The sequence below is a fragment of the Bradyrhizobium sp. UFLA01-814 genome (assembly GCF_046718885.1).
In the GTDB taxonomy this organism is placed as follows: Bacteria; Pseudomonadota; Alphaproteobacteria; order Rhizobiales; family Xanthobacteraceae; genus Bradyrhizobium; species Bradyrhizobium elkanii.
Genome location: NZ_JAQOSR010000009.1, coordinates 40015 through 64474, shown reverse-complemented (window position 1 = coordinate 64474; position 24460 = coordinate 40015). Strand labels below are relative to the sequence as shown.

Annotated in this window: 27 protein-coding genes and 1 pseudogene; 8 read left to right on the top strand and 20 right to left on the bottom strand. The window is 58.2% G+C overall.

The window, feature by feature from the left end; translation table 11 throughout:
- Positions 1 to 102: 102 nt before the first annotated feature.
- Both PMN64_RS04805 and PMN64_RS04800 read left to right on the top strand, forming a co-directional pair.
- Entirely contained in the window at positions 103 to 828 is a 726-nt protein-coding gene (locus tag PMN64_RS04805; protein ID WP_411779893.1) for a helix-turn-helix domain-containing protein, read from the top strand.
- Positions 829 to 1762: 934 nt separating this feature from the next.
- Complete coding sequence (locus PMN64_RS04800) at positions 1763 to 1942, top strand: NYN domain-containing protein (protein ID WP_411779892.1); 180 nt, start codon at positions 1763 to 1765, stop codon at positions 1940 to 1942.
- A gap of 569 nt (positions 1943 to 2511) precedes the next feature.
- Here the strand turns inward: PMN64_RS04800 and PMN64_RS04795 are convergent.
- The 10 genes from PMN64_RS04795 to PMN64_RS04750 form a co-directional block, all read right to left on the bottom strand.
- Complete coding sequence (locus PMN64_RS04795; protein WP_283089953.1) at positions 2512 to 2802, bottom strand: hypothetical protein; 291 nt, start codon at positions 2800 to 2802, stop codon at positions 2512 to 2514.
- Between the two features lie 53 nt (positions 2803 to 2855).
- Positions 2856 to 3137: a chaperone modulator CbpM gene (locus tag PMN64_RS04790; RefSeq protein ID WP_411779891.1), complete on the bottom strand. Its 282-nt coding sequence runs from the start codon at positions 3135 to 3137 to the stop codon at positions 2856 to 2858.
- Positions 3138 to 3144: 7 nt separating this feature from the next.
- Positions 3145 to 4056, bottom strand: coding sequence for a DnaJ C-terminal domain-containing protein (locus PMN64_RS04785; protein ID WP_411779890.1), 912 nt, complete (start codon positions 4054 to 4056; stop codon positions 3145 to 3147).
- A 48-nt stretch (positions 4057 to 4104) separates the two neighbouring features.
- On the bottom strand, positions 4105 to 4671 hold the full coding sequence (locus PMN64_RS04780) for a nucleotide exchange factor GrpE (protein WP_283089956.1): 567 nt from the start codon (positions 4669 to 4671) through the stop codon (positions 4105 to 4107).
- 43 nt (positions 4672 to 4714) lie between these two features.
- The gene (dnaK, locus tag PMN64_RS04775; RefSeq protein WP_411779889.1) at positions 4715 to 6619 is read right to left on the bottom strand and encodes a molecular chaperone DnaK; all 1905 of its coding nucleotides are present in this window, start codon (positions 6617 to 6619) and stop codon (positions 4715 to 4717) included.
- Positions 6620 to 6768: 149 nt separating this feature from the next.
- Positions 6769 to 7239, bottom strand: coding sequence for an Hsp20/alpha crystallin family protein (locus tag PMN64_RS04770; protein WP_225645944.1), 471 nt, complete (start codon positions 7237 to 7239; stop codon positions 6769 to 6771).
- Positions 7240 to 7283: 44 nt separating this feature from the next.
- Positions 7284 to 7940 carry a BON domain-containing protein gene (locus tag PMN64_RS04765; protein ID WP_225645947.1) on the bottom strand — a complete coding sequence of 219 codons (657 nt, stop codon included), beginning with the start codon at positions 7938 to 7940 and terminating at the stop codon, positions 7284 to 7286.
- Between the two features lie 185 nt (positions 7941 to 8125).
- Positions 8126 to 8776 (bottom strand): hypothetical protein, encoded by a 651-nt coding sequence (locus tag PMN64_RS04760; protein WP_411779888.1) that lies wholly within the window; start codon positions 8774 to 8776, stop codon positions 8126 to 8128.
- A 21-nt stretch (positions 8777 to 8797) separates the two neighbouring features.
- Positions 8798 to 9277 carry a PRC-barrel domain-containing protein gene (locus PMN64_RS04755; protein ID WP_411779887.1) on the bottom strand — a complete coding sequence of 160 codons (480 nt, stop codon included), beginning with the start codon at positions 9275 to 9277 and terminating at the stop codon, positions 8798 to 8800.
- 192 nt (positions 9278 to 9469) lie between these two features.
- Entirely contained in the window at positions 9470 to 9712 is a 243-nt protein-coding gene (locus tag PMN64_RS04750) for a redoxin domain-containing protein (protein ID WP_411779910.1), read from the bottom strand.
- Positions 9713 to 10033: 321 nt separating this feature from the next.
- On the opposite strand from PMN64_RS04750, the gene PMN64_RS04745 reads away from it, so the two are divergent.
- Positions 10034 to 10819, top strand: a complete 786-nt coding sequence (locus PMN64_RS04745; RefSeq protein ID WP_411779886.1) for a helix-turn-helix domain-containing protein — start codon at positions 10034 to 10036, stop codon at positions 10817 to 10819.
- A 667-nt stretch (positions 10820 to 11486) separates the two neighbouring features.
- Here the strand turns inward: PMN64_RS04745 and PMN64_RS04740 are convergent.
- The 7 genes from PMN64_RS04740 to PMN64_RS04710 all read right to left on the bottom strand — a co-directional run bounded on the left by PMN64_RS04740 (position 11487) and on the right by PMN64_RS04710 (position 17485).
- A complete protein-coding gene (locus PMN64_RS04740; RefSeq protein ID WP_411779885.1) occupies positions 11487 to 12107 on the bottom strand; it encodes an HdeD family acid-resistance protein in 621 nt (206 codons plus the stop codon).
- Between the two features lie 231 nt (positions 12108 to 12338).
- The gene (lon, locus tag PMN64_RS04735) at positions 12339 to 14774 is read right to left on the bottom strand and encodes an endopeptidase La (protein ID WP_411779884.1); all 2436 of its coding nucleotides are present in this window, start codon (positions 14772 to 14774) and stop codon (positions 12339 to 12341) included.
- The gene (locus PMN64_RS04730; protein ID WP_411779883.1) at positions 14767 to 15195 is read right to left on the bottom strand and encodes an Hsp20/alpha crystallin family protein; all 429 of its coding nucleotides are present in this window, start codon (positions 15193 to 15195) and stop codon (positions 14767 to 14769) included. Before PMN64_RS04730 ends, lon begins: the two co-directional genes overlap by 8 nt.
- Positions 15196 to 15756: 561 nt before the next feature.
- Positions 15757 to 16041 carry a hypothetical protein gene (locus PMN64_RS04725; RefSeq protein ID WP_411779882.1) on the bottom strand — a complete coding sequence of 95 codons (285 nt, stop codon included), beginning with the start codon at positions 16039 to 16041 and terminating at the stop codon, positions 15757 to 15759.
- Positions 16042 to 16301: 260 nt separating this feature from the next.
- Positions 16302 to 16763, bottom strand: a complete 462-nt coding sequence (locus PMN64_RS04720) for a PRC-barrel domain-containing protein (protein WP_411779881.1) — start codon at positions 16761 to 16763, stop codon at positions 16302 to 16304.
- Positions 16754 to 17173, bottom strand: coding sequence for a hypothetical protein (locus PMN64_RS04715; RefSeq protein ID WP_411779880.1), 420 nt, complete (start codon positions 17171 to 17173; stop codon positions 16754 to 16756). Before PMN64_RS04715 ends, PMN64_RS04720 begins: the two co-directional genes overlap by 10 nt.
- A gap of 132 nt (positions 17174 to 17305) precedes the next feature.
- Positions 17306 to 17485, bottom strand: coding sequence for a hypothetical protein (locus PMN64_RS04710; protein ID WP_057836313.1), 180 nt, complete (start codon positions 17483 to 17485; stop codon positions 17306 to 17308).
- 334 nt (positions 17486 to 17819) lie between these two features.
- Here PMN64_RS04710 and PMN64_RS04705 point away from each other — a divergent pair, with 334 nt between their 5' ends.
- A complete protein-coding gene (locus PMN64_RS04705; RefSeq protein ID WP_283089969.1) occupies positions 17820 to 18062 on the top strand; it encodes a hypothetical protein in 243 nt (80 codons plus the stop codon).
- Positions 18063 to 18375: 313 nt separating this feature from the next.
- Here the strand turns inward: PMN64_RS04705 and PMN64_RS04700 are convergent, their stop codons facing one another.
- The gene (locus PMN64_RS04700) at positions 18376 to 19245 is read right to left on the bottom strand and encodes a Ku protein (RefSeq protein ID WP_283089970.1); all 870 of its coding nucleotides are present in this window, start codon (positions 19243 to 19245) and stop codon (positions 18376 to 18378) included.
- Positions 19246 to 19309: 64 nt separating this feature from the next.
- The gene (locus PMN64_RS04695) at positions 19310 to 19795 is read right to left on the bottom strand and encodes a DUF2267 domain-containing protein (protein WP_411779879.1); all 486 of its coding nucleotides are present in this window, start codon (positions 19793 to 19795) and stop codon (positions 19310 to 19312) included.
- A gap of 568 nt (positions 19796 to 20363) precedes the next feature.
- On the opposite strand from PMN64_RS04695, the gene PMN64_RS04690 reads away from it, so the two are divergent.
- From PMN64_RS04690 to PMN64_RS04675, 4 genes and pseudogenes are all read left to right on the top strand, one after another.
- On the top strand, positions 20364 to 20924 hold the full coding sequence (locus PMN64_RS04690) for a type 1 glutamine amidotransferase domain-containing protein (protein WP_283089972.1): 561 nt from the start codon (positions 20364 to 20366) through the stop codon (positions 20922 to 20924).
- Positions 20925 to 21573: 649 nt separating this feature from the next.
- Entirely contained in the window at positions 21574 to 21924 is a 351-nt protein-coding gene (locus PMN64_RS04685; protein WP_283089973.1) for a DUF5335 domain-containing protein, read from the top strand.
- Between the two features lie 409 nt (positions 21925 to 22333).
- Positions 22334 to 22759, top strand: a complete 426-nt coding sequence (locus PMN64_RS04680) for a DUF3775 domain-containing protein (RefSeq protein ID WP_411779878.1) — start codon at positions 22334 to 22336, stop codon at positions 22757 to 22759.
- 316 nt (positions 22760 to 23075) lie between these two features.
- Positions 23076 to 23362, top strand: a pseudogene (locus tag PMN64_RS04675) (SDR family NAD(P)-dependent oxidoreductase); the annotation flags it as partial.
- Here the strand turns inward: PMN64_RS04675 and PMN64_RS04670 are convergent.
- Positions 23310 to 23876, bottom strand: coding sequence for a TetR-like C-terminal domain-containing protein (locus PMN64_RS04670; protein WP_411779909.1), 567 nt, complete (start codon positions 23874 to 23876; stop codon positions 23310 to 23312). The pseudogene PMN64_RS04675 and the gene PMN64_RS04670 overlap by 53 nt on opposite strands.
- Positions 23877 to 24460 lie beyond the last annotated feature (584 nt).

Genomic DNA, 24460 nt, shown 5'->3' with positions numbered 1-24460 from the left:
GGTACGGAGATCTATAAAAAGGTCGGATCATCAGGGCGATAACAGGGTTAGTGTGGTGGGAATTGGCAGCATGAAGAAGAACGAGAACAGGAAGGTGCAGCGATGAAGGCGAAAACGCGCGCACTAGACTACTATCGGCGAATGTTAGCCGCGCAGAACCATGCGATGAAACAGCTCGATGAGCATGCCAAGATAATGCTGATTGCCAGGAGCCAGGAGGTTCCAGTCAATTCGGAGCCGGCGGCCCATTGGTACTTCGTAATTTCGGGAGCGGTTCGGCGATCCGCCATCCGTTCAGACGGGCGGCGGCAGATTCTCGACTTGATGTTGCCGGGAGATTTCTTCGTCGTCGTCGATGGAAACGAAGATCTAACGGTTGAGGCGATCGCCGAGGAAACAGCGCTGGCTAGTTACTCTAGTCAAAGGGTCGAGCAATTGGCGCAGCGCGATGTGGAGTTCGCCCGCGAGCTCCGCAGTGTCGCATTTCAGACCCTGTCGCGGATTCAGGACCAATTGCTGATCATCGGCGGCGTAAGGGCGGTCGAAAAGGTCGGTTCATTCCTGCTTGCGTTGGCGAGCCGTTCGTCGAATGATAAGGGGCAGGTCGTATTGCCCCTGACCCGTTACGACATCGCCGAGTATCTGTCAGTTTCGGTCGAAACCGTTTGTCGTTGCTTCACTAGCCTGCAGCAGCGCGGCGCGATCACGCTGTCGGGAAAACGCACCGTCAGGATTATCGATCGAAATGTCTTAAGGAGAAGAACGAACATGATTCCGTGCGGCTCGGCGGCTAGCAATTCCGACCCAACTTATCGACCTGAGCTATAGCGCTGACCACGAACTGCGTTAGGCCAGCCGCGCCCTGATGCCGAGACAAAGCGCTTCCGCAGTTTGATCGCATGCCGAGCCGCACCATTATACGCGCGCGCTGAGCCTCGATCGTGCGCACGCTAAGGCCCGCTGATGAGCGGTCATCTTATTGGAGCTGTCGTCGATCAGCGACTGAAGTGCTTTGCTTTCGCGTAAGGATATTGACGCGGCGCGTGGCATCGGCGGTCCTTCGGCACGAACAGTCGTCCCTCCGTTCACGAAGGCGGCCTCAATGGCTTCCAGCTATGCTTGCTCGCTATGTGGTGTCTCAGAAATTCGAGTACGCCCGCATGGCGCGAGCAGCAACCTGAATACTGCCTGGGCCGCCATGGCGATGGCCGCAAATGGTCTCGGATGCGATGCCGCGCCTCCAACACTTCAATGCCGCTTGTGGCCGGAAGGCCAAACATCCAGCGGGGCGTAGCCCTCCATTGTGCTTATCGCCAGCCCGGCGCCGATATCGCCGGAAATGCAGGACTTCAGGACGAGGCTGATAGTCTGTGAAGCGAGATGTTCGAGGCGGCGCTCCTGTCGACCTTGCTTCGGGATTCTGAGGCGATAAGAAGAATCAGCCGGTAAGAAGCTAGGGGTAGTGTCCGCTCAACAGGTTGGGAAAGTTTGCAAGCCGGGCTGCCATTGTCCCTGCCGGAACAATGCGATCTTGCCCTAGCAATAACAGACGAACACGCAAAGTTGCGGTCACAAACTTGGTTGCGGACCGTGCCGCCAAGGCGCCTGGGTAATTGCATATGGCTTCGAGAAGCCACGTGGGAGTAGGTGATGCAGCGCCTTCGCTGACGAGCGGTTGCCCAGTTAGGCGCAAAAGCTGATCAATTGCTCACGGCGTGTTTCGGCTTCTAGCACCGCAAGGCGAACACAGCGGTTGGGTCCTATGACATGCGGCGGCGGAGGAACACGTACCCGACTAGAGAAGATCGCGCTCTTTATCGACGGGGAAAACCTTCATCTCAGTGCGAAAGCTCTCGGCTTTGACCTCGACTATCGAAAAGTGCTCGAGAAATTCCGCAGTCGGAGGGACTGTCTTGCGCGCCATCTACTACATAGCAAATAGCTCAGAATCAGGAGCAGCATTCCAGTATTCGGCCGCTTGTCGATTGGCTGGCTTATAACGGCTTCAGTATCGTATCGAAGTCAACCAAGGAGTATGTGGACGCTGGCAGACGACGGAAAGTCAGAGGCAATGTGCACATGTCGATGCGATGGTGTTGGTGGAGCAACTAGACGAGATGGTGCTATTCTCAGGAAGCGGAAATTGTCAGCCTGTCGTTAAGGCAAGTGCAGCGACAAGGGGCGCGCGTCAATGTCGTTTTCGATGATTACGACGAGCCCGGCAATGGCCGCTGACGAATTGCGTAGACGAGCAGACTGCTTTGTCGATCTCGCTAATCTGCGTAGCGATTGTGCCCGGCATCTAACGGTAAGGGCTTCGATTGGAGGTCTGAACTCGAAAGAATTTGCTCTTCTGCTTTCCTCAAAAGGGCCTATCGGCGCTATGCGCTGGGTCGGTCAATGGCGATAGCGTAGGCGTTGCGTTCCTTCGCCACAAGCGCAGAGGCCGATCGGCCGGCTTGATTGACGTCCCGCGCTGGCACAAGATTGCTGCTCTGAATCCGAAGCGTGCTACTTCGAATCCGAGGCGGGTGACGCTGAATCGGCTCCTGGCTTGGGGTCCTTAATCAGCACGGCAGGTTCGTCGTACCCCTTGCGGCTGCTGTAAAAGAGCAGGGCCATGAGTCCGAAGCCGAGGACAAGCGAGAAGGTCACGCCGAGTGCCATGGCAATGTAACCCGATGCGGGTACCTCGGCATCTCCGAGGCGCAAGCCCTCATTCGCAACGAAACCGGCGGCTGCCAGCAGCAACAACAATAGAATGATGACCAGCCACGAACCGAGGCCCTTGGGAATTGACATCAGTCGTTCCTTTTTTTGAACGCAGGATTGGCTCTGTTCAGTTTTCTGCGGCTTCAGCCGCCATGCTTCCTGCGATCCAGCGTCTCCATGGTGTGAATATCCTGAACTAGGCAACGCAGCCCGTGCAGCTGATCCAGCAGGTGCAAGATTATCGAAATGCCTTCGTCGTTTACGCCGAAATCGGCCTTGAGGTCCTGGATCAAGCGCACCCGCGCAAGTTCGGCATCAGAAAAGTCCAATCTTCTTTTGGCAGCGATGGGGATAAGCCATTCCGCTTCGATCCACACATTTAGTGTCGGGAGGTCGAGATGTGATCGGTCGATGAATTCCTGCATTTGCATGTCAAACCCCCATAGACTGCCGCGGGCTTTCCGTGGCCGGCTGCCATCGGGCGACGAATTTCTCGAGTTCCGGATCCCGCTTTTGCGGCAGCACCAGCTTCAGTGTAATGTATTGATCGCCCTTGCCACCGTCAGGACGCGGAACGCCGCGCCCCTTGAGCCGGAGCAAGCGACCGGTGCTCGACCATTTCGGCACCGTCACCGTAACCGTCCCACTCGGCGTAGGGACGCTGATCTTTGCGCCCAGCACCGCTTCCTTCAGCGAGATCGGTAGATCCAGATAGATGTCGTCGCCTTTGCGGGTGAAGTAGGGGTGCGGCTGAACGCTGATCTCGATCAGGGCATCGCCGGGTTGACCTTCGCCGGCCGCCAGACGGCCTTTGCCTTTCAGACGCAGTGTCTGGCCGTCCCGCACACCCGGAGGAATGTTGACCTCGAGCCTGGATCCATCGGGAAGCACAAGCGATTGCTTGCCGCCGTTGACGGCATCGAGGAAGGCGAGGTCGATATGATAGCGGACATCTTGGCCCCGTCTGCGGCTGCCGCGGCCCGCGCGACCGAAAATCTCCGAGAGGATATCCTCGCTACCGGAAAAGTCGCCAAAATCGGCAAAACCGGAATTGCTGGTGTAGGTCGACCAGCCGTTCTGATCGGCGAAATCCCGATAGTACCGCCGCCTCGGTCGCTCAGCGCCCGAACTGTCGATCTCGCCGCGATCAAAGCGTGCGCGTTTCTCCGGATCGTTCAACAGATCGTAGGCGGCGGAGAGTTCCTTAAAGTTCTCCTCGGCGGCCTTGTCGCCGGGATTGAGATCAGGATGCGATTTCTTCGCGAGACGGCGATAGGCCTTCTGGATATCTGCTTGCGTGGCATCCTTTTTTACTCCCAGCGTCGTATAGGGGTCTGCAGCCAATATCCGCTCCCGTTCTTTTGTACGCGGTTGGGCCGCGCGCAGCCCGCCTCACTGTCGTGTTGCCTGCGGAGATGGCTGTCGGGCTTTGGCTACCGCGACGCGCGCCGGCCGCAGTAAACGATCGTGCAGCGTGTAGCCATTCTCGAGAACCTGAACCACATTGCGGGACGGCTGCCCGGCTGCATCGATCTCCAGCACCGCTTCGTGTTTCTCGGGGTCGAACGGTGCGTCCAGCGCCTTCATCTCCTCCACGCCGAACCGCTTCAGGACCTCCGTCAGGATGCGGTCAGTTGCTGTCACGCCTTCGATCAATGGATCCTGCTGGCCAGTGTCAGCCCGGTTACTGCCGGCACCGATCGCCCGCCGCAGATTGTCGACCACCTGCAGCAGTTCGCGGGCGAAGCTCGCGATAGCGTACCTCCGTGCCTCCTCTGTGCGCCGCTCGCCTTGCCGGCGGGTATTCTCGGTCTCGGCGAGCGCGCGCATCAAACGTTCCCTCAAAAGTTCATTCTCGACCTCGAGATCGCCGCTCCCGGTCTCGACGCTGTTCACCTGCGTTTCGCGGCTATTCGCCTGCGCCTTATTAGGATCCTCGTCCACGGGGTTTGTTGCCATGTCATTCGCCTGTTTTCATGTGCGAGTTCGCGCTTCACGATCCTCATCGATCGCGCGGGTCGACTTCCTCGAATTCGGCATCGACGACGTCTTCACCGGAAGAACCGCTTCCGCTCGACGACGCCTGTGCGTCGGCGCCTTGCGAGGCGGCGCGGTTCAGTGCCTCGCCGATCCTGGCGGCGGTCTGTTGCAAACGATCCGTCGCTTGGCGAATCGATTGCGGGTTTTCGGCAGTGAGGGCCTGCTTTGCATCGGAGATTGCCTGCTCGACCTCCTTCTTGAGATTGGCAGGGATCTTGGATTCCGATTCCTTCAGGGCCTTTTCAGTGCTGTAGATCGCCGCATCGGCTTGGTTGCGTGCTTCGACGAGTTCCTTGCGGCGCTTGTCCTCCTCGGCGTGGGCTTCGGCTTCCCTGACCATCTTCTGGATATCCGCCTCGCTAAGACCACCGGAGGCCTGGATCCGGATGCTTTGCTCCTTGCCGCTGGCCTTGTCCTTGGCGGAGACATTGACAATGCCATTGGCATCGATATCAAAGGTGACTTCGATCTGTGGCACGCCGCGGGGTGCCGGCGGAATCCCGACAAGGTCGAATTGCCCCAGCAGCTTATTGTCGGCTGCCATTTCCCGTTCGCCTTGAAAGACGCGAATGGTGACCGCCGTCTGGTTGTCTTCCGCAGTTGAGAATACCTGGCTCTTCCTGGTCGGAATGGTTGTATTGCGGTCGATCAGCTTGGTCATAACACCGCCCAGCGTCTCGATGCCCAGCGACAGGGGCGTCACGTCGAGCAGCAGCACGTCCTTGACGTCGCCCTGAAGCACGCCGGCCTGAATTGCGGCGCCGATCGCCACCACTTCGTCCGGGTTGACGCCCTTGTGCGGTTCACGCTGAAACAAGTTCTGCACGGTTTCCTGCACTTTCGGCATGCGGGTCTGGCCGCCAACCAGCACCACTTCGTTGATGTCGGACGCCTGCAGCCCGGCATCTTTCAACGCTGCCTTGCAGGGTCCGACGGTGCGCTCGATCAGATCGTCGACCAGCGCCTCCAGCTTCGCCCGGGAGAGCTTGATATTGAGATGTTTCGGCCCGTTCTGGTCGGCCGTGATGAAGGGCAAGTTGACGTCGGTCTGGGTGGCGCTCGAGAGCTCGATCTTGGCCTTCTCGGCGGCATCTTTGAGCCGCTGTAGTGCAAGGCGATCCCTGCGCAAATCGATGCCGTTCTCCTTGCGAAATTCGTCTGCCAGATAGTCGATGACGCGCTTGTCGAAATCTTCGCCACCGAGGAAGGTATCGCCGTTGGTAGCCTTCACCTCAAACACGCCATCTCCAACCTCAAGGATTGAAACGTCGAATGTGCCGCCGCCGAGGTCGTAGACGGCGATCTTTCCGCTGCCCTTCTTGTCCAGGCCATAGGCCAGCGCGGCCGCGGTCGGCTCGTTGATGATACGGAGTACCTCGAGGCCGGCAATCCGTCCGGCGTCCTTGGTTGCCTGACGCTGGGCATCGTTGAAATAGGCCGGCACGGTTATTACAGCCTGCGTTACCTTATCCCCTAGATGGGCTTCGGCAGTTTCCTTCATCTTGGTCAGAATGAAAGCGCTGATCTGGCTTGGGCTGTACCTCTTGCCCCTCACTTCGACCCATGCGTCACCGTTGTCGCCGGGCACGATGTGATAAGAAACCATACCCTTGTCTTTCGCGGTGATCGGGTCGTCATAGCGCCGCCCGATTAGCCGCTTGATGGCGTAGACGGTGTTCTCCGGATTGGTGATGCTTTGCCGCTTGGCGGGTTGCCCGACAAGGACCTCACCTTCATCGGTGAAAGCGACCATCGACGGCGTCGTGCGGCCGCCCTCGGCGTTTTCAATGACCCTGGCCTTGCTTCCTTCCATCACGGCGACGCAGGAATTGGTGGTCCCGAGATCGATGCCGATTGCTTTCGCCATGACTGGCTCCTTTCGATGTAGTCGCGCTGGCTCGGTTGCGGAGCGGTCGTCGACCGCCAGATGTGTTGGTGTGATTCTGCATCAGCAGGTTGAGCGGGACGCGCAAAGCGCCGGGAGGAGAACGATTTGCGCGCCCCGCAGCCGCGGGGCTAGGCGGCTTCCTTGACCTCGATCTTCTTCGGCTCCGGTTTGGCAGGCTTCGGAATCGTAATCTTCAGCACACCGTTCGACATGGTTGCCTGAACGCTCGAAGGGTCGATACCGGAAGGCAATTGCAGCACGCGATAGAACACGCCGTAGCTGCGCTCGCTGTGCTGGACGTTCTTGTCCTTCTGCTGTTCTTCGACCTTCTTCTCGCCACGAATGGTGAGAGCGTCGTCCTCGATCGATATCTCGACGTCCTTGCGCTCGAGTCCGGGCATCTCGGCTGTAACTTCGATCGCCTTGTCACTTTCGGAAATTTCGATGTTCGGCACGATGTTCGCTTTGCCGCTCGGGCCGATGCCTTGCGCGAACTCGCTAAAGAGCCGATCGATCTCCCGATGCAGACCGAATAGCCCGAAATCGGGTCGCATCAATGCGCCCGCATCTCCAAACGGGACCAGTGATTTTAACCTCATTGCATTCTCCTTCTTTGAGTGAAGTTCTGCTGGCTTGGGGAGGACTAGTAAGGCCGGACGACAATCCGGTCTTCGACCTTTGTGACGCCGGGCGCCGACCATGCAACACGTTCGGCTTCCTCGCGCTCGATCCAGGAGCGAACGGTGCCTTCCAGCACCACTTCGCTGCCCCTCACGTCCACGCTGATGCGCTCCGCATCAACCTCGGCGCTTCGTTTGAAGGCATCCTGGATCTTGCGCTGGATGTCGGTGGGCTGGACCTTGGGCTTCAGTGTAATGACGTTGGTGACGCCTTTCACGCCCTTGACCTTGCGGACCGCCGCGTCTGCGGTGGTCTTCTGGTATCGCCACTCCACCGTGCCTTCGAGCGTGATCCAGCCATCCTTGACGATGACCTTTATCTGGTCGTGGGAAATTGGCAGTTGTGACTTCAGCGCGGCAACTGCGTCTCGGGCGATGTCGGGATCCGGACGTTGGTCGATCGCTGGTAGCCGCACTTCGATGTCGTTTGCGACGGCAAGAACACCGGCGACCCGCTTCGCGGCTGTCTCGGCCTCAAGCCTGTCGGTGTAGCTGTGGGTGAACCCCGCTAGCGTGACGACACCATCCTTGACTGACACGGCAATATCGTCGGCATTCAGATCGGGATCCCATTTCAGTTCGTCCCGAACATCGCGCTCTATTTCGCTGTCGGACTTCATGTTGTTCTCCTGGTCTGCACGAGACTCGGTAAACTGTCTCACATCATTTTTGACGATAGAGTTGGAATCTATGCTGGCCAATGGAGGCGGCCATGACGACCATCAACTTCCTCACAAGGTTTTGTGCGGTCGATGAAGCCGTTTCCCGAGAGTGCTTCGCAATGCTGGCTCCAACGAACGATGAACTATGGCCGCCCCAAGGGTTCGTTCCCTAACCACGGATCGGGCCGCAGCGAGTGAAACGGGAGATCGTCGGTCGTTTTGGCGATATCGATTTCGTGGATGTGAACGGCCTCTCCGCCGTGGCGAAGCAGAATTTCCTGTGCCAAAGCTTCCTTCTCCGGGGACTGAACCCGTACCCAGATCAGCAACCCGTCCCATTCGGCGGCAGGTTCCAATCCGCGAACCCGGTCACGCTGCATCACCCGTCGCAGCGGACGTATCGCAACGGCGGCCGCGACGATCCCGCCGAGGACAGAAACGAGGATAACGCTCGGTGGCGTTATTTCGCGCGATATGAGATAGAGCGCGATGGCAAGGGCGACAACGCAGCCGACCACGCTGGCCGTGACGACTTCGAGGCCAAGCCGATCGTCTCCGCCTACGTAGGGCCTCCGCGCCGCTGCCGGTATGTCGGCAAGGTCGGCGGCCGGAATAGCCTGATAGTTTAGCCGCCGTTGCTGTTCATCGGGCGAGGCGCTGATGTCGATGTCGGCTCGGTCAAATCCCGAGGACAACAAATCCTGGGCGGCGGTGTCGAGCGCTCTCCGGGAATGGAAGACGCCCGTCACCTCTCGTGTGCGGAGCTGGTCAAGGACATCGGAAGGTCCGGACATCGGACGCGCGCTCCTGTCCGACTAGGACGATTTATAATGGTATTCCGTCAGCTTCTTTAGTTCCTCCTTTGATGCGCCGGGCAAGGTGATCTTTTGTCCGTTGTCGTCGATGGCGAGGCTCTCATAGGGCACGACTATCAGGCGGCCGCCGACGCCGAGGAACCCGCCGACCTGCAGCACAGCAAAGTTCACTTGCTTCTTGTCCGCGATGACATCATCGAGGGTCCCGATCTTTTCGTTCTTGTCGTTGATAACGTTGCTGCCGAGCAGCTTGCTCATGCGGTAGCCATTGGCCACAACCGAGAAGTCGACCTTGACGAGACTTACGCCGGCTTGCGGAAGTGCCGGAGTGGTAGTCAATGCCGTGATCGACGCGAGCGCAAACCAAATCATCCAGTCGGGAGCGGTCCTGTGCGCTGCCAAGGCGTGACTAGGTGAGTGCGGCGATGCAGTGCGGGTGTCAGAATCAAGAGAGGCTCCAAGTCTGTTGAATGCTATCATGGGTATCTCCTGGGCTTGATCATCACTGCAGAATTAAACCCTCAATCCCGGCAGCGGCGATGACGGTTATCAATGTGGCGGACCGCTAATCGCTCGGGCACGTCCAACGCCGACCTGTTGGCTTGTCAGGCATGGCTATCGGCTGTAGCTCGCAAACGCCGTCGCTATCACGATAGGCGCTGTATCTCTTTGTTACTGCGCCCTTGGGCTCGAAGTCAGCGAGCAGGGGAAAATGCAAATGCCGGTCACAGCGAAGGCCGCCGCGTGGTACCGAGCTCCGTCGACGGAAATTACGAGTATTTCCGCGCTGTGTTTGTGAAAGTCCGAAAGCAACTCGTTATATCGCGTCACCTGATCGGCGCAGATTGGACTCCAGTCAGCTGGGTAGAACGCCAGAATGACAGGCCTGCCCCTGAGATCGGACAACGTGAGCATTTGGTCGTGGCTGACATGCAGCATGAAGCTCGGCGCGACGATACCCGCGGCTCAGGGTGAATGACATCGTCTTCCTGGTGCGTGACTTGCGGCCCGAATTGAATCGATGCCGTTTTAGAGCAATGAGCCACTTGCTTCGTTGATTGCCGTCAATTGTTTGGTGTCCAAATCTTCAACATGGCTGCGGAGCTGCGTCGCCCTGATCCGGCCGGCGTTACGTAATTTTACGGTACGCAAATCCCTCGAATCTTTGGAACGCGGGCATCCTGGATTGTTTATGGAGCCAGATAGTGCCGGCGACCTTCGAAAAGGGTTGAAATCATGAAAAAAAGCGCGCACGCGGCAGACTACTATCGGCGGATTCTTTCGGGGCAGGCCCATTCGTTGACGCAACTAGATGCGTTCGCCAAGATTGTGCTTTGTAATCGTGGTCAGAAAATTCCACGAAGTGTGAGTTCCGCCGGTCAATGGTATTGCGTCATTGCCGGGGCGGTTCGCAGGTGCGCGCTCCGAGCCGACGGACGGCGGCAAATCCTTGATCTGATGCTGCCCCGAGACTTCTTCTTTGTGAGAGGCGACGGGGACGAGGTCACCATCGAAGCGATTGTGGACGAGACGGCGCTTGCCAGCTATCCCGGCGAGGGAATCGAACAGCTGGCCGAGCGTGATCCGAAGTTTGCGCGCGAGCTCCGCGACGTAGCCTTCCGGGCGTTAGGCAGATCCCAAGCCCAGTTGATGATTGTTGGCGGCGTCACCGCACTCGAGAAGGTCGGTTCCTTTCTCCTTTCCCTCGACCGTCGTTCCTCGGACGAAGATGGACAGGTTGTGCTGCCCGTCTCGCGCTACGATATCGCTGACTACCTTGCGGTTTCGGTCGAGACGGTATGTCGCTCCTTCACCAATCTGCAGCAGCGGGGTGCCATTAGGCTGGCGGGCAAGCGTACGGTCAAAATCCTGAACCGCGCTGCGCTGGAAGACAATATTGGCGAACCAGGGAGCCGGGGCCTAACTCTATCTCTTAAGCCTGTTGAGCGTCGAAGTGATTTCTCAAAAGAAGGGCTTGCGCGAGCTCGCGCATGCCAAGCCGGTCCATCATACGCGCGGTGAACTTCGACCATCGCCGAGGCCGAGATTGTACACGAGCGCCTTATTGGAGTGACCGTCCATCAAGCCGACAGCCACCTGCCGCTCGCGCGCCGTGCTGCGTCCGCAACCTCGTCGTTGTAATCGGACTGCACACGTTCGCTGTATGGCTTCTCAAGGAAATCGATCGCCCGAAGCGGGTCACTACGATTACCGGAGATCGCGTCTGAGGCGTTGCTGGGCCCCAGTTCGTCATGCCTTGCAACCGGATATCGAGCAAGAGGCAACCCGCCTCGATCGGTTTCGCAACTGTGAGGAACGCGGCCGGATGCTCGAAGGTGACGGAGTCGAACTTCGCCGAGCGCAAAAGTCGCTCCATGCAGGGGCGGACTAGCTCACGGTCGTCGAGACAGACAGCTCGTCCCGTGGGCATCGACACGTCGTAAGGAAACGATCGTCTCGCCTGTATCTGGTGCGACCGTCAATCGATGGCCATAGGCCTCGTGATCGATCACAGTCACATTGTAACTATGCCTCGTAGGGCATGGTACCATCTTGGGGGATAAGCAATCAAAAAATGAAGTTGACGTGTCTAGAATCAAAAGGGTCTGTTCGGCCGAACTTGGCTTGGGTCGCGCGACCGCGCTGAGGCGATCCACTATTCTTACATTAATGCCGTTGCCTGTTTCTATTAAGCGGCCGTTCGGGCAACCGTTCGGTTGATCTGTTGGTTCTGTCTGAGCCGCAGCTTGAAGGATAGGATGACAAGCGCGAAGCCAAATGCGATGGCATAGGCCCCCATCCACCATGTCAGAACGATCGCCCCGATGAGCGGCGTGGCGACCAGAAGCGCTCCATAGCCGACGGACAACAATCCGCCCAGAACGAGCCACCACCTGCCGTGGCTGACGCTCAGCCGGAAAGCAGCGGCCGTCATCAACGCGCCCGAGACGATTGACCAGGCGGCAACAAGCAACACGAAGGCCAGAACAGTCATGCCGGGCCACAGAAAGGCAAGGATGGCTACGGCTATATTGACAGCGCCTTCGAAGATCAGCCATCCCCACCGCTCCTCCTTGCGCTGGATCGCCCTTACGGCCGAGATGATGCCGGCAACGCCATCGACAAGTGTGTAAGCCGAGAACAGGAGTACCAGGGAGAGCATCGTTGGGCCGGGAAAGATCAGCGCAACAACGCCGAAAAGGATTCCTAAAATGCCTCGCAGCAGGAACAGCCACCAATTCTGAGCCAAATTCTCGCTCGCCGAGGTGGACTCGGTGCCGAAACCGGAATTAACTGTGCTAATCGGCATGACGTTCTCCCAAGTGCAACCTGGTTTCCGACCAAATTGAAGTGTCGCTGCCTCCGCACCATAATTCTCCTATTCCATGCGCCCAAGGGATGCATTGACGCCCGTCAGTGTGGCTCGGGTAGTCTTTTCGAAAAGCTCGCGGCACTGGGTACCCGCTGTCGCACGATGATCCATCACCGGCAGAGCCCATAGATAGGTGACGTGGCTGGTGTGTCTTCCAGAAGATGCCGGTTATCGGGAACGCGCCGCCTGCCGTTCCGCGGGCGCTACTTGTGGTGTTTCCTCGAAACGGGGATCGAGCTTCTGCGGGCGATTTAGCGCAGCATCAATCGCGTCGTCGACCCGCTCAAGCCATATGAAGCGCAATCGGTTGCGCGCATTTTCAGGGACCTCCTCGATATCCCTTCGATTGCGGGCAGGGAGCATGATCGTGGTAATCCCTGCCTGCAGCGCGCCGAGCACTTTCTCCTTCACGCCACCGATCGGGAGGACCAGGCCGCGCAGTGAAATCTCGCCGGTCATCGCTGTATCGCTCCGGACCGTGCGGCGGGTTAGAAGTGAAGTCAGTGCCAGAAACATAGCCACGCCCGCGCTTGGGCCATCTTTGGGAATGGCGCCTGCCGGGACGTGAACGTGGACATCGGATTTCTGCAGCGCGATCGTATCGATGCCAAATTCAATGGCGCGCGACTTGACGAGGGAGAGTGCCGCCTGCGCGCTTTCCTTCATCACCGCACCCAGCTGACCCGTGAGGATCAGTTTGCCCCGGCCGGGAATGCTGGTCGCCTCGACAAAGAGAATATCGCCGCCGGCGGGAGTCCAGGCGAGGCCAGTAGCGACGCCGGGCACGCTAGTTCGCATCGCGACCTCCTGCTCGAAACGCCGCGGCCCCAGAATGGCAGGAAGGTCCGTCGGCGCGGCGATAAAGCGTGTGACGCTCGCCTCGGCTATCCGCATAGCCGCGTGCCGGCAAATGGCGCCGATATGGCGCTCCAAGTTGCGCACGCCGGCTTCGCGCGTGTAGTTGCGGATGACGGCTGTAATGACGTCGTCCGAGATCTCACATTGCTCGCTGGTTAGACCAGCGGATTTCAGTTGACGCGCGAGGAGATAGCGTTTGGCGATCGCCAGCTTTTCCTCCTCAGTGTAACCCGGCATCTCGATGATTTCCATGCGGTCGCGCACCGGGGCCGGGATATTGTCGATAACGTTGGCGGTGCCAATCAGCATGACCTTGGAGAGATCAAAGGGAATCGCAAGGTAGTTGTCGCGAAACGCCGCGTTCTGCTCGGGATCGAGCACTTCGAGCAGCGCCGCCGCCGGGTCGCCGTGAAATCCCGTACCCAGCTTGTCCATCTCGTCCAGCATCAGTACCGGATTGCGCGTTCCTGCCTTCCGGATCGATTGGATGACGTTACCCGGCAACGCGCCGAGATAGGTTCGGCGGTGTCCGCGTATTTCGCTTTCGTCATGGACGCCGCCGAGGCTCAATCTCACGAACTTGCGTCCCGTGGCGCGGGCGATGCTTTGGCCGAGCGAGGTCTTGCCGACGCCGGGAGGGCCGACAAAGCAGAGGATTGGGCTTTTGCCTTCCGGATTGAGCTTGCGCACAGCAAGGTGTTCAAGAATTCGCCGCTTCACCTTCTCAAGGCCATAGTGATCGTCATCGAGAATTCGCCGCGCTTCGACAATGTCGATCTGTTCCGGATCCAGCTTCGACCAAGGCAGCTCGGTCAGCCATTCGAGGTAGCTTCGCGTCAACCCATAGTCTGCCGCGGCCTCCGGCATGCGTTCGAGCCTTTTCAATTCCCGCCTGGCCTGCTCCTCGGCCTCCTTCGGCATCCCGGCCTTGTCGATCTTGTCACTGAGTTCCTCCAGTTCAATGGACTTGGCGTCGTCGTCGCCTAGTTCCTTCTGAATCTGGCGAAGCTGTTCGCGAAGAATGTGTTCGCGCTGCTGCGACGAAAGGGTCTGTTGCGTCTGTTCGCCAATCGCCTTTGAAAGCTGCAGGACCTGAATTCGCTTCGCCAGCAGGCCGAGCAGCTTGTCGAGAAGCTGGGTTACGTCGAAGGTTTCTAGCAGATCCTGCTTCTCGCCTACAGGAATATCGATGATGCCACCGAGAAAGTCGGCGAGCACGGACGGCGAATCCAGGCCTTCAATCGCCGCTGAAATTTCCGGCGGCAGATTCGGTAGCAACTGGATCGCTTCCCGGGCGCGCATCTTGAGCAGATTCATGCGCGCCTCGACCTCGGGGGTCATCACCTCTGATATGCCGACTTCCTCGATGCGCGCTACGATGTAGGGAAAACCGGAAAGAAATTTCTTGACACGGAATCTGTTTATACCGCGGCAGATCGCATAGTGGGTAGCCTCCGAAGTGACATAGCGCAGGATTTCGGCCACCGTACCGACGTGCCGCAGATCCTGTGGCCCCGGCTCCTCAACGGTGGGGTCCTTCTGTAGCAGCAGACCGATTTTGCGGCCGCTGCGGACGGCTTCCTGTGCGGCAGCGATGGACGACGGCCGGGCAATCGTCAAAGGCAGCACGACACCGGGGAACAGCAGCGTACTGCGAACCGGCAAGATGATGATTGCATCCTCGGGCACACCAGCCTGGCTTTGATCGGTCGTGGTGCCGGATTCGCGTTTGGATGCGTCAACCATCGGTCGATCCTTCTATCGATTGCTTGAAGAAGGCCAGCACGAGACATCCGTTGCGGTATTCCGATTGACCGAACCGTAGGCCCTTAGTCGGAAACGCAATCCGGCGCTCGAATGTCCCGTAGGGGATTTCGAGACGGACCGCGGTGCCATCGCGCGGAATCGTGCCCTGACGGCGAAGGCCAACGACCGAAACGCCATCATCGTCGATCGCCACATTCAAGTCGTCCCGGTCGACGCCGGGAAGAGCGACCGTTATTCGAGCCTCGGAATCGGTCGCAATGATATCAATTGGAGGCTCCCAACGGGCTGCGGAAGCGATGGCGGTGATCGGCTGGAAGAATTGACGATGCAAGCGCTCGGCGCGCTCAATCATTTCGCAGGCAGTGGCCCACATAAGAGTTCCTGGATCGACTGCGGCCATGTCATCCTCGCGCGCGTGCCCGTCGAGCCTATGACGCAACTCCAGAGGTGACCTTGACGATCGTCAACCGGCAGCTATCCGGCATCGTCGTAGTGGGCGATGACCAGTGGTACCGGTGAATGATGCAGGAGTCGTGAAGTCGTGCTGCCTGACAAGAATACGTGCAAGCGCGAGTGGCCATAGCTGCCATCACGAGAAGGTCGGCATCCAGTCGCCGGCATTCTTCGATCACGATGTCGGCAATTTCGTCGTCCTCTCCGACCGCGCGATACTTTACCGCGTTGATGCGTGATGCCGCAGATGCTGCGCGGCATCGTTGCTCCTCGGCGCATCGGTCTGGGCCGGACGCTCGTATTCCACCACGAGAAGCCAAACTTTCCTCGCTGGCTGCAGACAGGAGAGGGATTCGGACAGAGAGCGCGCAGACGGCTTCCGTTCCAGGCAACCACGACGTGATCGAGAGGCGCCATGGTTTTCTCGTCCTTCGGAACAAGAGCAGATGACGTCCCGCACCGTAGAGGAGTTCTTCGATCAGACCCCGCGGTTCGTTTGGTTGGCCGTTCAGGCGAAGCGCCACAAGGTATCGGCGGTTGGTTGCTGCAACCGCTCCAGCCGCTGTAGCGCCGTGGCTTCGGCGGCGTCGCCGGCCTTCCTTGCATCGTGCGGCAGTTTTGCCGGTCCGCTGGACCCTGCATCCTGGACCAAATCTGATATAGCCGCCGGCAAGACGTTGAATAGCAGCTCGGCGATATGACTTTCGAAAGTTGCGGCGATCCGGCTGACAGCGGCCAGCCGCGCGAAGTCTTCTGCTGTCCCATCCAACCGAAGCAAGATGTCCTTGATCATGATGACCTCACAAGACGTCGCCAGCACGCCGAAGAAGAAGGACCGCTCGGATTTCGCCGGCGGTCCAAGTCGGGGGAGGAGCCCCCCGGGGAGGGGGCACCGGCAGGAGGATACTGCCGATCATGCAAGACTACGAATAGAACGGGGCTCCGCATTGACAACGCTCAATTTCCGTTCAACCTTCGTGACCCGTGGGCGGATACTTCGCTGCGTGCTCGTGGAGCGCCGGGCATCGTCTACTGATTGGTGCGCGACCGCGATCAGCGCGTGGACGAGGACGCCTGAGGTTGCGCATTGTACAGGTAAACAGGCAGTTTCTCCAATGCCGCGCGATTTGCCCCCGGAAGCACGATGAAGCCGCGTGAATCGTCCAGCTTCAAACTGCTGAAGGGAACGGCGACCAAGCGGGGTCCGGCGCCGATGAAGTCGCCCACGGAAAGCACGGCGAAGATACGTTCATCCTTGCTGAAGATGAAATCGTTGATCTTCCCGATCGTCTCGTTCTTGTCATTGACGATTATCTTCAACTTCAGCGTCTCGGCGGGATAACCGTTCGCGACCTCGTTGACGTCAAGCGTAACAAGCCCGACTGGTTGCGCCGCCGAGTATTGCCCCGGCAAACAACAGAGGACAACGGCAACCGCAGCAAGCCACGGCGAAGGAAGCCCTCCTTGGGGCGGCTTCCGTCGAGTGCCGTAGAGGCGTTTGCGCGTTACGAGCATGGCGGTACGGTGCCGGCGCCACAGCTCGAACGACGGACGATGTTCTCGGAGCTCGAGCCGCTGGTATTTGGCTCCCCTACAATCTCGGTCACGAGTTTCGTATCGGGATTGATGAACACGATCCGGTAGGGCAGCTTCACTAAGAGAAGGCTCGTGACCTCCGGCACCTGATCGGTGACTTTGTCGGGAAGCGCTTGCGCCTTCATCGAGTCCGGCTGCTTGCTTCCGACCTGCGGTTGCGTGCCGCCGGGCGCGGATTCCGGTGGCGAGGCCGCAAGTCCCTGGCCAGTTATTTGTTGCTGACTCGACGTCAGATCAGCTTGGGCGGTGTCGGCCTTCCGAGCAGCGGCGAAACCTGCGCTGCCAAGAAGTGCAAGGGTGACGGTGACTGCACAAAGGGGTTTCTTCATGGTGTTATCTCTTCGATCGGGACCCGGCGTCGTGCGTTGGCCATTGTACTCGCAAGGAACGGCAAGGCGGCAGGCCTGGAGACCATCGTCAAGATTTGCGGGAATTGAATGATGGAGCGCAAATCGCCAACGCTAGGCCGTGTGTGGTGGATCCAGATATGTCGGCGTCTTTTTCGCGCGTTGCGGCGTCATTTTTGCCGGCGATGGCTTGCCGGGAACACCACGAGGTCCAAGCAACTCCTGCTGGATATCATCCTCGGTCTTGCGTGGCAGTCCATCATCAAGTTGGCGAGGTTCACCGAATATCAGCATCTTGCCACTCCGGATTTCCTGCTTAGTCCATGAGAGTTCAATTTCGTCCAGGAGACTTCAATGGGCATTGACGGTTGTCAAAACCGACCAATCGTTTTCTAACCACCATCGGCTGGCTTTGGCAAAAGGCAAGGTAAACCGGAGGATCGTTCCGCCTCCAGCGTTTGGTTCGTAGCGCGGCGCGCCGCGACCAGAGGAAAGATTATCATCGAGAAGTTCTAATTCCTCCCGATGATCGACCGGACAGGCAGCTACGTAAAAGTACTGAATTGCCGACTGCGTTGGACTCTTAGTAGTTGCCAGTCACTGAAGCCAAAGCGAGTTGAGGCGTTGCATGCAGGACATTCAGAAGCGGATCGATGAGCAGAAGCAGATCGATGAGATAGATGTCCAGGCGGCCGAATCGGCCTTGATTGCTGATCTGGCTACGGATTATGAGGCGCGAATCTACAACGGCAGGCGCGCGCGGCAGCTTCGTGAGTTTGCGGCGGACCTGCGTAAGCAGACACAAATCACAGGGAACGCACCGTCTTTCGCGGGCACCGTCGGGCCCTCGTCCGACGGTCGTGCTCGGTAAAGGTCCCGTCCGCCATGCGATATCGATCAAAGCCACACCGTTTTGAAGACCAGCTAGCGGTAGCAAAGGAGCGGCTGCAACAAGAGGTCGCGAAGCTGCCTGCTGGTTCCGGAAGGGATGTATTGGTCAGGAAACTCAGCCAGGTTGATACAGCTGAACGCATGAATGCGTGGCTATCATCGCGCGGCTTGTCGACGCCGACGCTAGTTCCGTGGGCGAGCGTAACGCGGAAAAATGCGCCGAAGCGATAGACTGCAGGATTGGTCTTCGGAGGCGATGCTAAGTGCCCTCGCAGGTATAGTTGCGACGCCAATTAGCTTGCCTTCCTGGCCCGCATCGACGACCGTTTCGCCGCGACTTGCCTGGATCTCCTAGTGGCACGCTGATGATGCGCTAAAGGCGTGCTGCGGCCACCTGCTGCGCTCTGGCGCAATGCATCCATCAGGTCAATAACCTCAGCCGAGGGCCGCTCCTTTAGTTTATCGATCTTTTCGCCGCGTTGTTTCCTCTTAATTATCGCTCGCAGGGCCCGCTCGTAGTGATCTTCAAATTGTTCGGGATGAAAGTGACCAGCCTTCATCGCGAGTATTTTCCTCCCTAGCTCAAGCATTTCTTTCGGTACTCTCTCCTCTGGCAGATCAGCGAAATAATCCCTTTCGTCCCGGATTTCATAGGGATATCGCAGCGTCACGCCCAACAGGCCCTTGCCACGCGGCTCAACCGCCATCACATGTTCGCGCGTCGTGAGCACCACCCTGCCGAGCGCTACCATACCCTCTTTCCTGATTGCTTCTCTGATGACCACGTACGCCTGCCGGCCGATTTCTCCCGCCGGGGTCATGTAGTAGGGACGACTCAAATAGAGATCGTCAATCTCGCTTCGTGGCACGAACTGGTCGATCTCGATTGTATGCGTCCCTTCGATCTCGATCGCCTTGAGCTCATCCTCGGTGAGGGCGACATATTGGCCCCTGCCGGCTTCGTAGCCCATGACGATGTCTTGCGGGTCTACCTGCTTACCCGTCTCGGCATCGAGCTTGCAGTATTTGATCCGGTGCCCGGTCTTCTTGTTGATCAGATGAAATCGGACTTTCTCGCGGTCAGAGATCGCCGGAAACAGCTGGATCGGACACGATACTAGCGACACACGCAGATAGCCCTTCCAGTAAGCACGTGGACCCATCAACCTCTCCATTCGCAAATCTATCGTGTGTCAGCTAGTTGCAACGAGTTTCTGACTGGGCTGTCTACTTTGCGACAGGGCCAGACGACGCCCAGGTGACTGGCCAAAGCGCGCGGATCTCCTTCGGCAGAGACTGAACTACGTGGCCGATTTCTCCTGCGGAGACATGGTTCTCAAGGGTCTTGAAGACGGCACGTACAGCATCTTCGCGGTTGACGAGCGCTGTGTTGGGGAGGCGCGTGTCAATCCAGGCTAGGAATTCGTCCCGCGACCGAATCTTTTCCGGCTTCCGGGCCGGACGCCATGCCTCGTAGTAGATGCCACGTATTAGCATCGGGAGTTGTTCGCCGAGATGAGCCGCCTCATCGGTTGTCAAGCGGTCGCGGAGGCAATGCAGCACCACTCGCAACGCCTGATAGGCCTCGTGACGATCAGAGCCTAGCATCTCGCCGATTTCTTTGAGCCACGTGTTCGTTTTGTGAAGCGTTTCGTCAAACACTTCTAGGCCGGTCAAGCTCATGATCACACCTTCCGGATTGAATGCTAACATTCCAAATGCGGGTCGAGCCCGAGTGATCGGTCACGCCCCCCAAAGCTTTAAGATTTTGCGCGCGACCGCCTGAGGCGCCTTGATGGGCGTCAATTCGGAGCATTTGCCCTGACCGTAAGCACTGCGCAGTGACGGCCTTGCAAAGAGTTCTAGGTCTCCCCCGGCTTGCCCGTCTATAAGCGACGCAGTCAACGTTCAATGCGGAACGAGGCTGCACCGATACACAGGTGAATTATTTCTATCCTCAATTGACAAGTATCAGCATTGTCGTTCGGAATTTTGAACCGGGTTGGCTAGGAGTACTTGAGGGGAGTGGACCACAAGCCGCCACTGGGGACCCACTGGAAAGATGCCCATGCGCAACCAAGCTTCGGCGACCGTTGGTTTTGTGCTCGACTCAACGATGGGACAGCATCTACGCGGCCATCGAAAGAGTGATGATCTAGCCACTGCCAGGACAGTCGATCGCTTCGTACCGCAATCAGGTAAAAAATTCCGCGTTTGAAGCCGCAGGAACGATAGGGCGAAAAGCGGATTGATAGAGGAGCTCGTCTGAAGGAGTTTCCTGATGGATCTGAAAGGCAAGAAGATCGCCATCCTGGCGACCCATGGCTTCGAACAATCCGAACTTGAAGTGCCTCGCGACCGTTTGAAGAAAGCGGGTGCAACCGTCGAGGTGATTTCGTTGGCTACTGGCGAAATCAAGGGGTGGGACATGAAGGACTGGGGTCGGCCGGTGAAGGTCGACAAGTCGCTCGATCAAGTGTCGTCGTCGGACTACGACGCCATCGTGCTACCGGGCGGCCAGATCAATCCCGACCTGCTCCGGGTCGAACCGAAAGCCCTCAAGTTCATTAAGGAGATTTTCGACGCCCAGAAGATCGTCGCCGCGGTCTGCCACGCACCGTGGCTGTTGATCGAGACCGGGATCGCGAAGGGACGGATGATGACGTCCTACAAGTCGATCAAGACCGACGTCATCAATGCCGGTGCGAAATGGGAGGACTCCCAGGTCGTAGTCGACCAGGGTGTGATCACCTCGCGGAACCCCGGTGACCTCGAAGCGTTCAGCGCGAAGATCATCGAGGAGGTCAAGGAAGGCCGCCATGTCAGGCGAAACGTAGCCTAGCCACCGTGTGTCGGCCGTTGTGGTGCAATAGCGGCCGAAGCGGGGGCGTCCTCGTCTCGCCGGGGCCGCTTGCGCCTCGCCGTGGAATCGCAGGAGGCACCAATGACAATGGTGCGAAAGATACGAATTCACCGCCATAGCGGGAGCGACTTCGTTCGAGCCAATCAACTGAGCAGTCGCAGCCAGACGTTAGACCCAAACGCGCTGGTTCCGACTCGCGGCCAAAGGCTACAAGCGCACTGCTGTCAACGAGCTGCGAAGTCCTTAGCCTGATCGGCGGTGTGGCGGAGAGCGATAGCGGCAAGGCCAGCCTTCACCTTCACGCTGTGTTGGTCTGCGGGTGGCTCGGTGCGCGGTGGTCACTTTCTGTCAGGTTCAGTGCGGCCGACGCTGGAAGTCACGATCAACGAAACAGTCAAGTATATGCGGCGGAAAAAGCGCTCTTTCGCCGAAGACGGCGCCGAACTTTGCTATCGCGCGATGAATAATTAGGATCACTTCTGAAAATGATTGAGCTCGGGCTTTGACGGGATGCGTTGTGTGAGCATGGCAAAATTTGTGAAAAGTTGATCGTTGTCAGCGCGTAGAAACGGGCTGCCAGTTACTGGCGTGGGGAATCCGGCGGAATCTAACTCGGAGACTCCGAACAATGGCAAAGAAGCTCGAAAAATCGCAGTGGAGCGTCTATTTCGATCTCATTTCAAAAGCACTGGGCGGCAAACATGCCGAGATCGAGGTGACGTCGCTTAAGCTCGGTGATCAGGTCGAGGCGCACTGGCTGCCGTTCTTTGGGGTTTCCTATGATCCAAAGGACGACCTAATCTCGCTCGTGCTCGAAGGACACGACCATCTGATCCGCAAACCAAGAGAAATATACATCGAAGGCGAAGGTCTGGAGTTGTCCAGCCTTGAGGTTATCGACGCGGACGGCGTGCGTCAGATCGTCGTCCTCAGAGATCCTCTGATGCTGCCGGCGCCATCTGCGGTAAGGGCGGGCTGATCTTACACCAATTCAAAGAAACAAACGAATGCTCATGCTTTATGCCGCGATCATCCAATCGGGCGTCTGCTCGCGATGAGAGCCCGGACGCGCTCCAACAGGAGTAGCATATGCTCAGGCGTCATAGTTTTAAACGGCTCTTCGCACAAGCGAAATTTGGAAGGGATGCCGCAGCAATAGCCCGGTTCAGCCGTCGGGAGCGATCGAGGGTCCCCGACAGTGCTGCAAGACGAAGACAGCTCCGACTCAGGCATTCAACTCCACGAATCTGTCAATCGATCGCAATAGGTGATTGGCGGAACGTGCCGCTCGGGAGGGCCGGCAGGCGGCGCATTTCCGCGGTATGGCGCCATGGATCATCTCGTGGCCCAGCGCGTTGATCGAAACGCCCGTAACTAAGGAGCAAGCGATGTCCGAGCTAACCGTTTCACGCGAAAAGGTCAGCTTTCTGATCGAAAAAGCGCATGAGTTTGATGTCAAGGACCTGCCGACCGATGAAGAGTCCGGATCGAATCCTACTGATGATGCTGAAGTCGACGTGTTGCAGGACGATGGTTGCGACGCTGTCGCTGCCGAGCTGGCGAGCTTCATCAGGGCATTGAACGAGGACGAACAGATCGACCTTGTCGCGTTGATGTGGCTCGGACGGGGCGATGGCACGATCGACGAGTGGGAAGATCTGCGTAGCCAGGCGGCCGAACGGCGAAACGAATACCGCAACCCGCGTTGGGAGACCGTGCGCTACCTGCTCGGCGAACCGCTGTTGGGCGATTTCCTGGCTGAGGGCCTGGACAAGTTCGGAATATCCTGGGGCGATGAGGCGCCCACGCCCTGACGAGCACAATCATGGTGGCCGAGAGGAGCGTCGTGAAATTAGCTCAAGCTGATCGAACAAGCCCTTGGATTGGAAACGCGGAATCCGCGCTGTTGGCGCAGCCGAGCGCGGGACCGGAGACCAAATCAGACCCATTAACGCGTACGTACTATGACAAAGCGCACCCTGACATTTTATCGACGAGGCAGGACACTTCGAAAGGCGAGAGTGGAAAGCGCCAATGAAAAGCTAACGCGCTCTCGATGTCTTGAAAATCAGAGGCGCGCCGACGCGATCAAAGGGAGACTTGCGCACGCGAAAGTGGAGATAATTTATGTTGTCTGACTATCCGAAGCCGCCTTACCCCAATCAGCACCCGGTTGGACCGCGAAGCTGGACCCGCGTCCGGATCATGGCGAGCAGCTACAGTGGCACAGGTAAGTTGAAAGGCATGCGGGCCGCCATCACGGGCGGCGACAGCGGCATTGGACGAGCGGTGGCAATCGCCTATGCGCGCGAAGGTGTCGACGTTCTTATCGCCTGTCTAATCGAGCACGAGATGCGCAGGAGGTCAAGGCGTTGGTCGAGAACGAGGGGCGCAAGGCCGTCTTAATCGCCGGCGAGCCCTAGCAGCAGCAGCCCCGATTGACCCCACCCCAGCTACGTATATCTCGACTACCCTTTCGAAGCTCTCGTCATATGAATAGACGTCCAAGAATGAGCCTAGGATCTGATGCACGGCAAAGCCGCGCACTAAGCTCCGAAGCATATCCAAGGCGTCTTCTGCGTGTTGCCCATGCACCCCACATTCGGCGAGAACAGATTTGATGAGGTCGCAAAGTTCTCCGTGGCTTGCCCTCCACTCAGCGCAATCGCTTGTGGACGTTCTCGATCCGGCAGCCCACAAGGCGGGACGCTCCAACGCATATTGTCGCATTTCTCGGGCAACTGACCTAAGAGCATCAAAGGACGTTTTGCCCTCGCGTGCTGTCGTCAGCCTAGCGAGCAGGTCGCGATAGCACTTGATGGCGAAAAATGTCCGCAATTCCGGAATTGTGCAGCGCCTGTCGGAGGAGAAATGTTCTACCTCTGAGGCGAGATCTAGCGCAAGCCGCTGATCCCAGGATGCCGACAACATTTCATTGACGTGGAAGCTACGTTCGCGGTTCATAAATCCAGCCCCACGTTCAGGAGGAAGGCCGGTTGCTTCCGCAGACACGCGACTTCGATCACGTTGCCGCGTGTGCTGACTCTTCTACATTGCCTTGACACCGGCTTTGGACGGGACGTGATAGAACTCAGTGAGATCAGCCGGGAGACTTGCCTCAAGTTGTGCGCCGGTGTGCCAAGCGCTCAACACCAAGCAGTTTGTCGACCACAAACCATCGATCGACCTGCATCTGGCGTAAAGTGGGGTGGAGAAAACTACGCGCTTCGGCTCCGCTAGATTTAAGGGCGGGAACCCCAGCGTTTGCTTGTTCCTATCCTTTTTGTGGAGGACATTGGCTCGCGGGAACGAAACGTTTCCGGGCTCCACTGGCGGTGTTTCTGTCTGCCGAGACGTCTGACGGTGATGCATCGTGGGTCGTCAAATCTGCAGCCTCCGCGTTATTGCGCATTCCGGCGAAAAGCTACTAAGTTTCCTTAGAGTGGACGTGCAACAACGCAGTCTCGAGTTGCGTTTGTTTCTAGCAGATGCTCTGTGATTTCAATCGGCGGCCA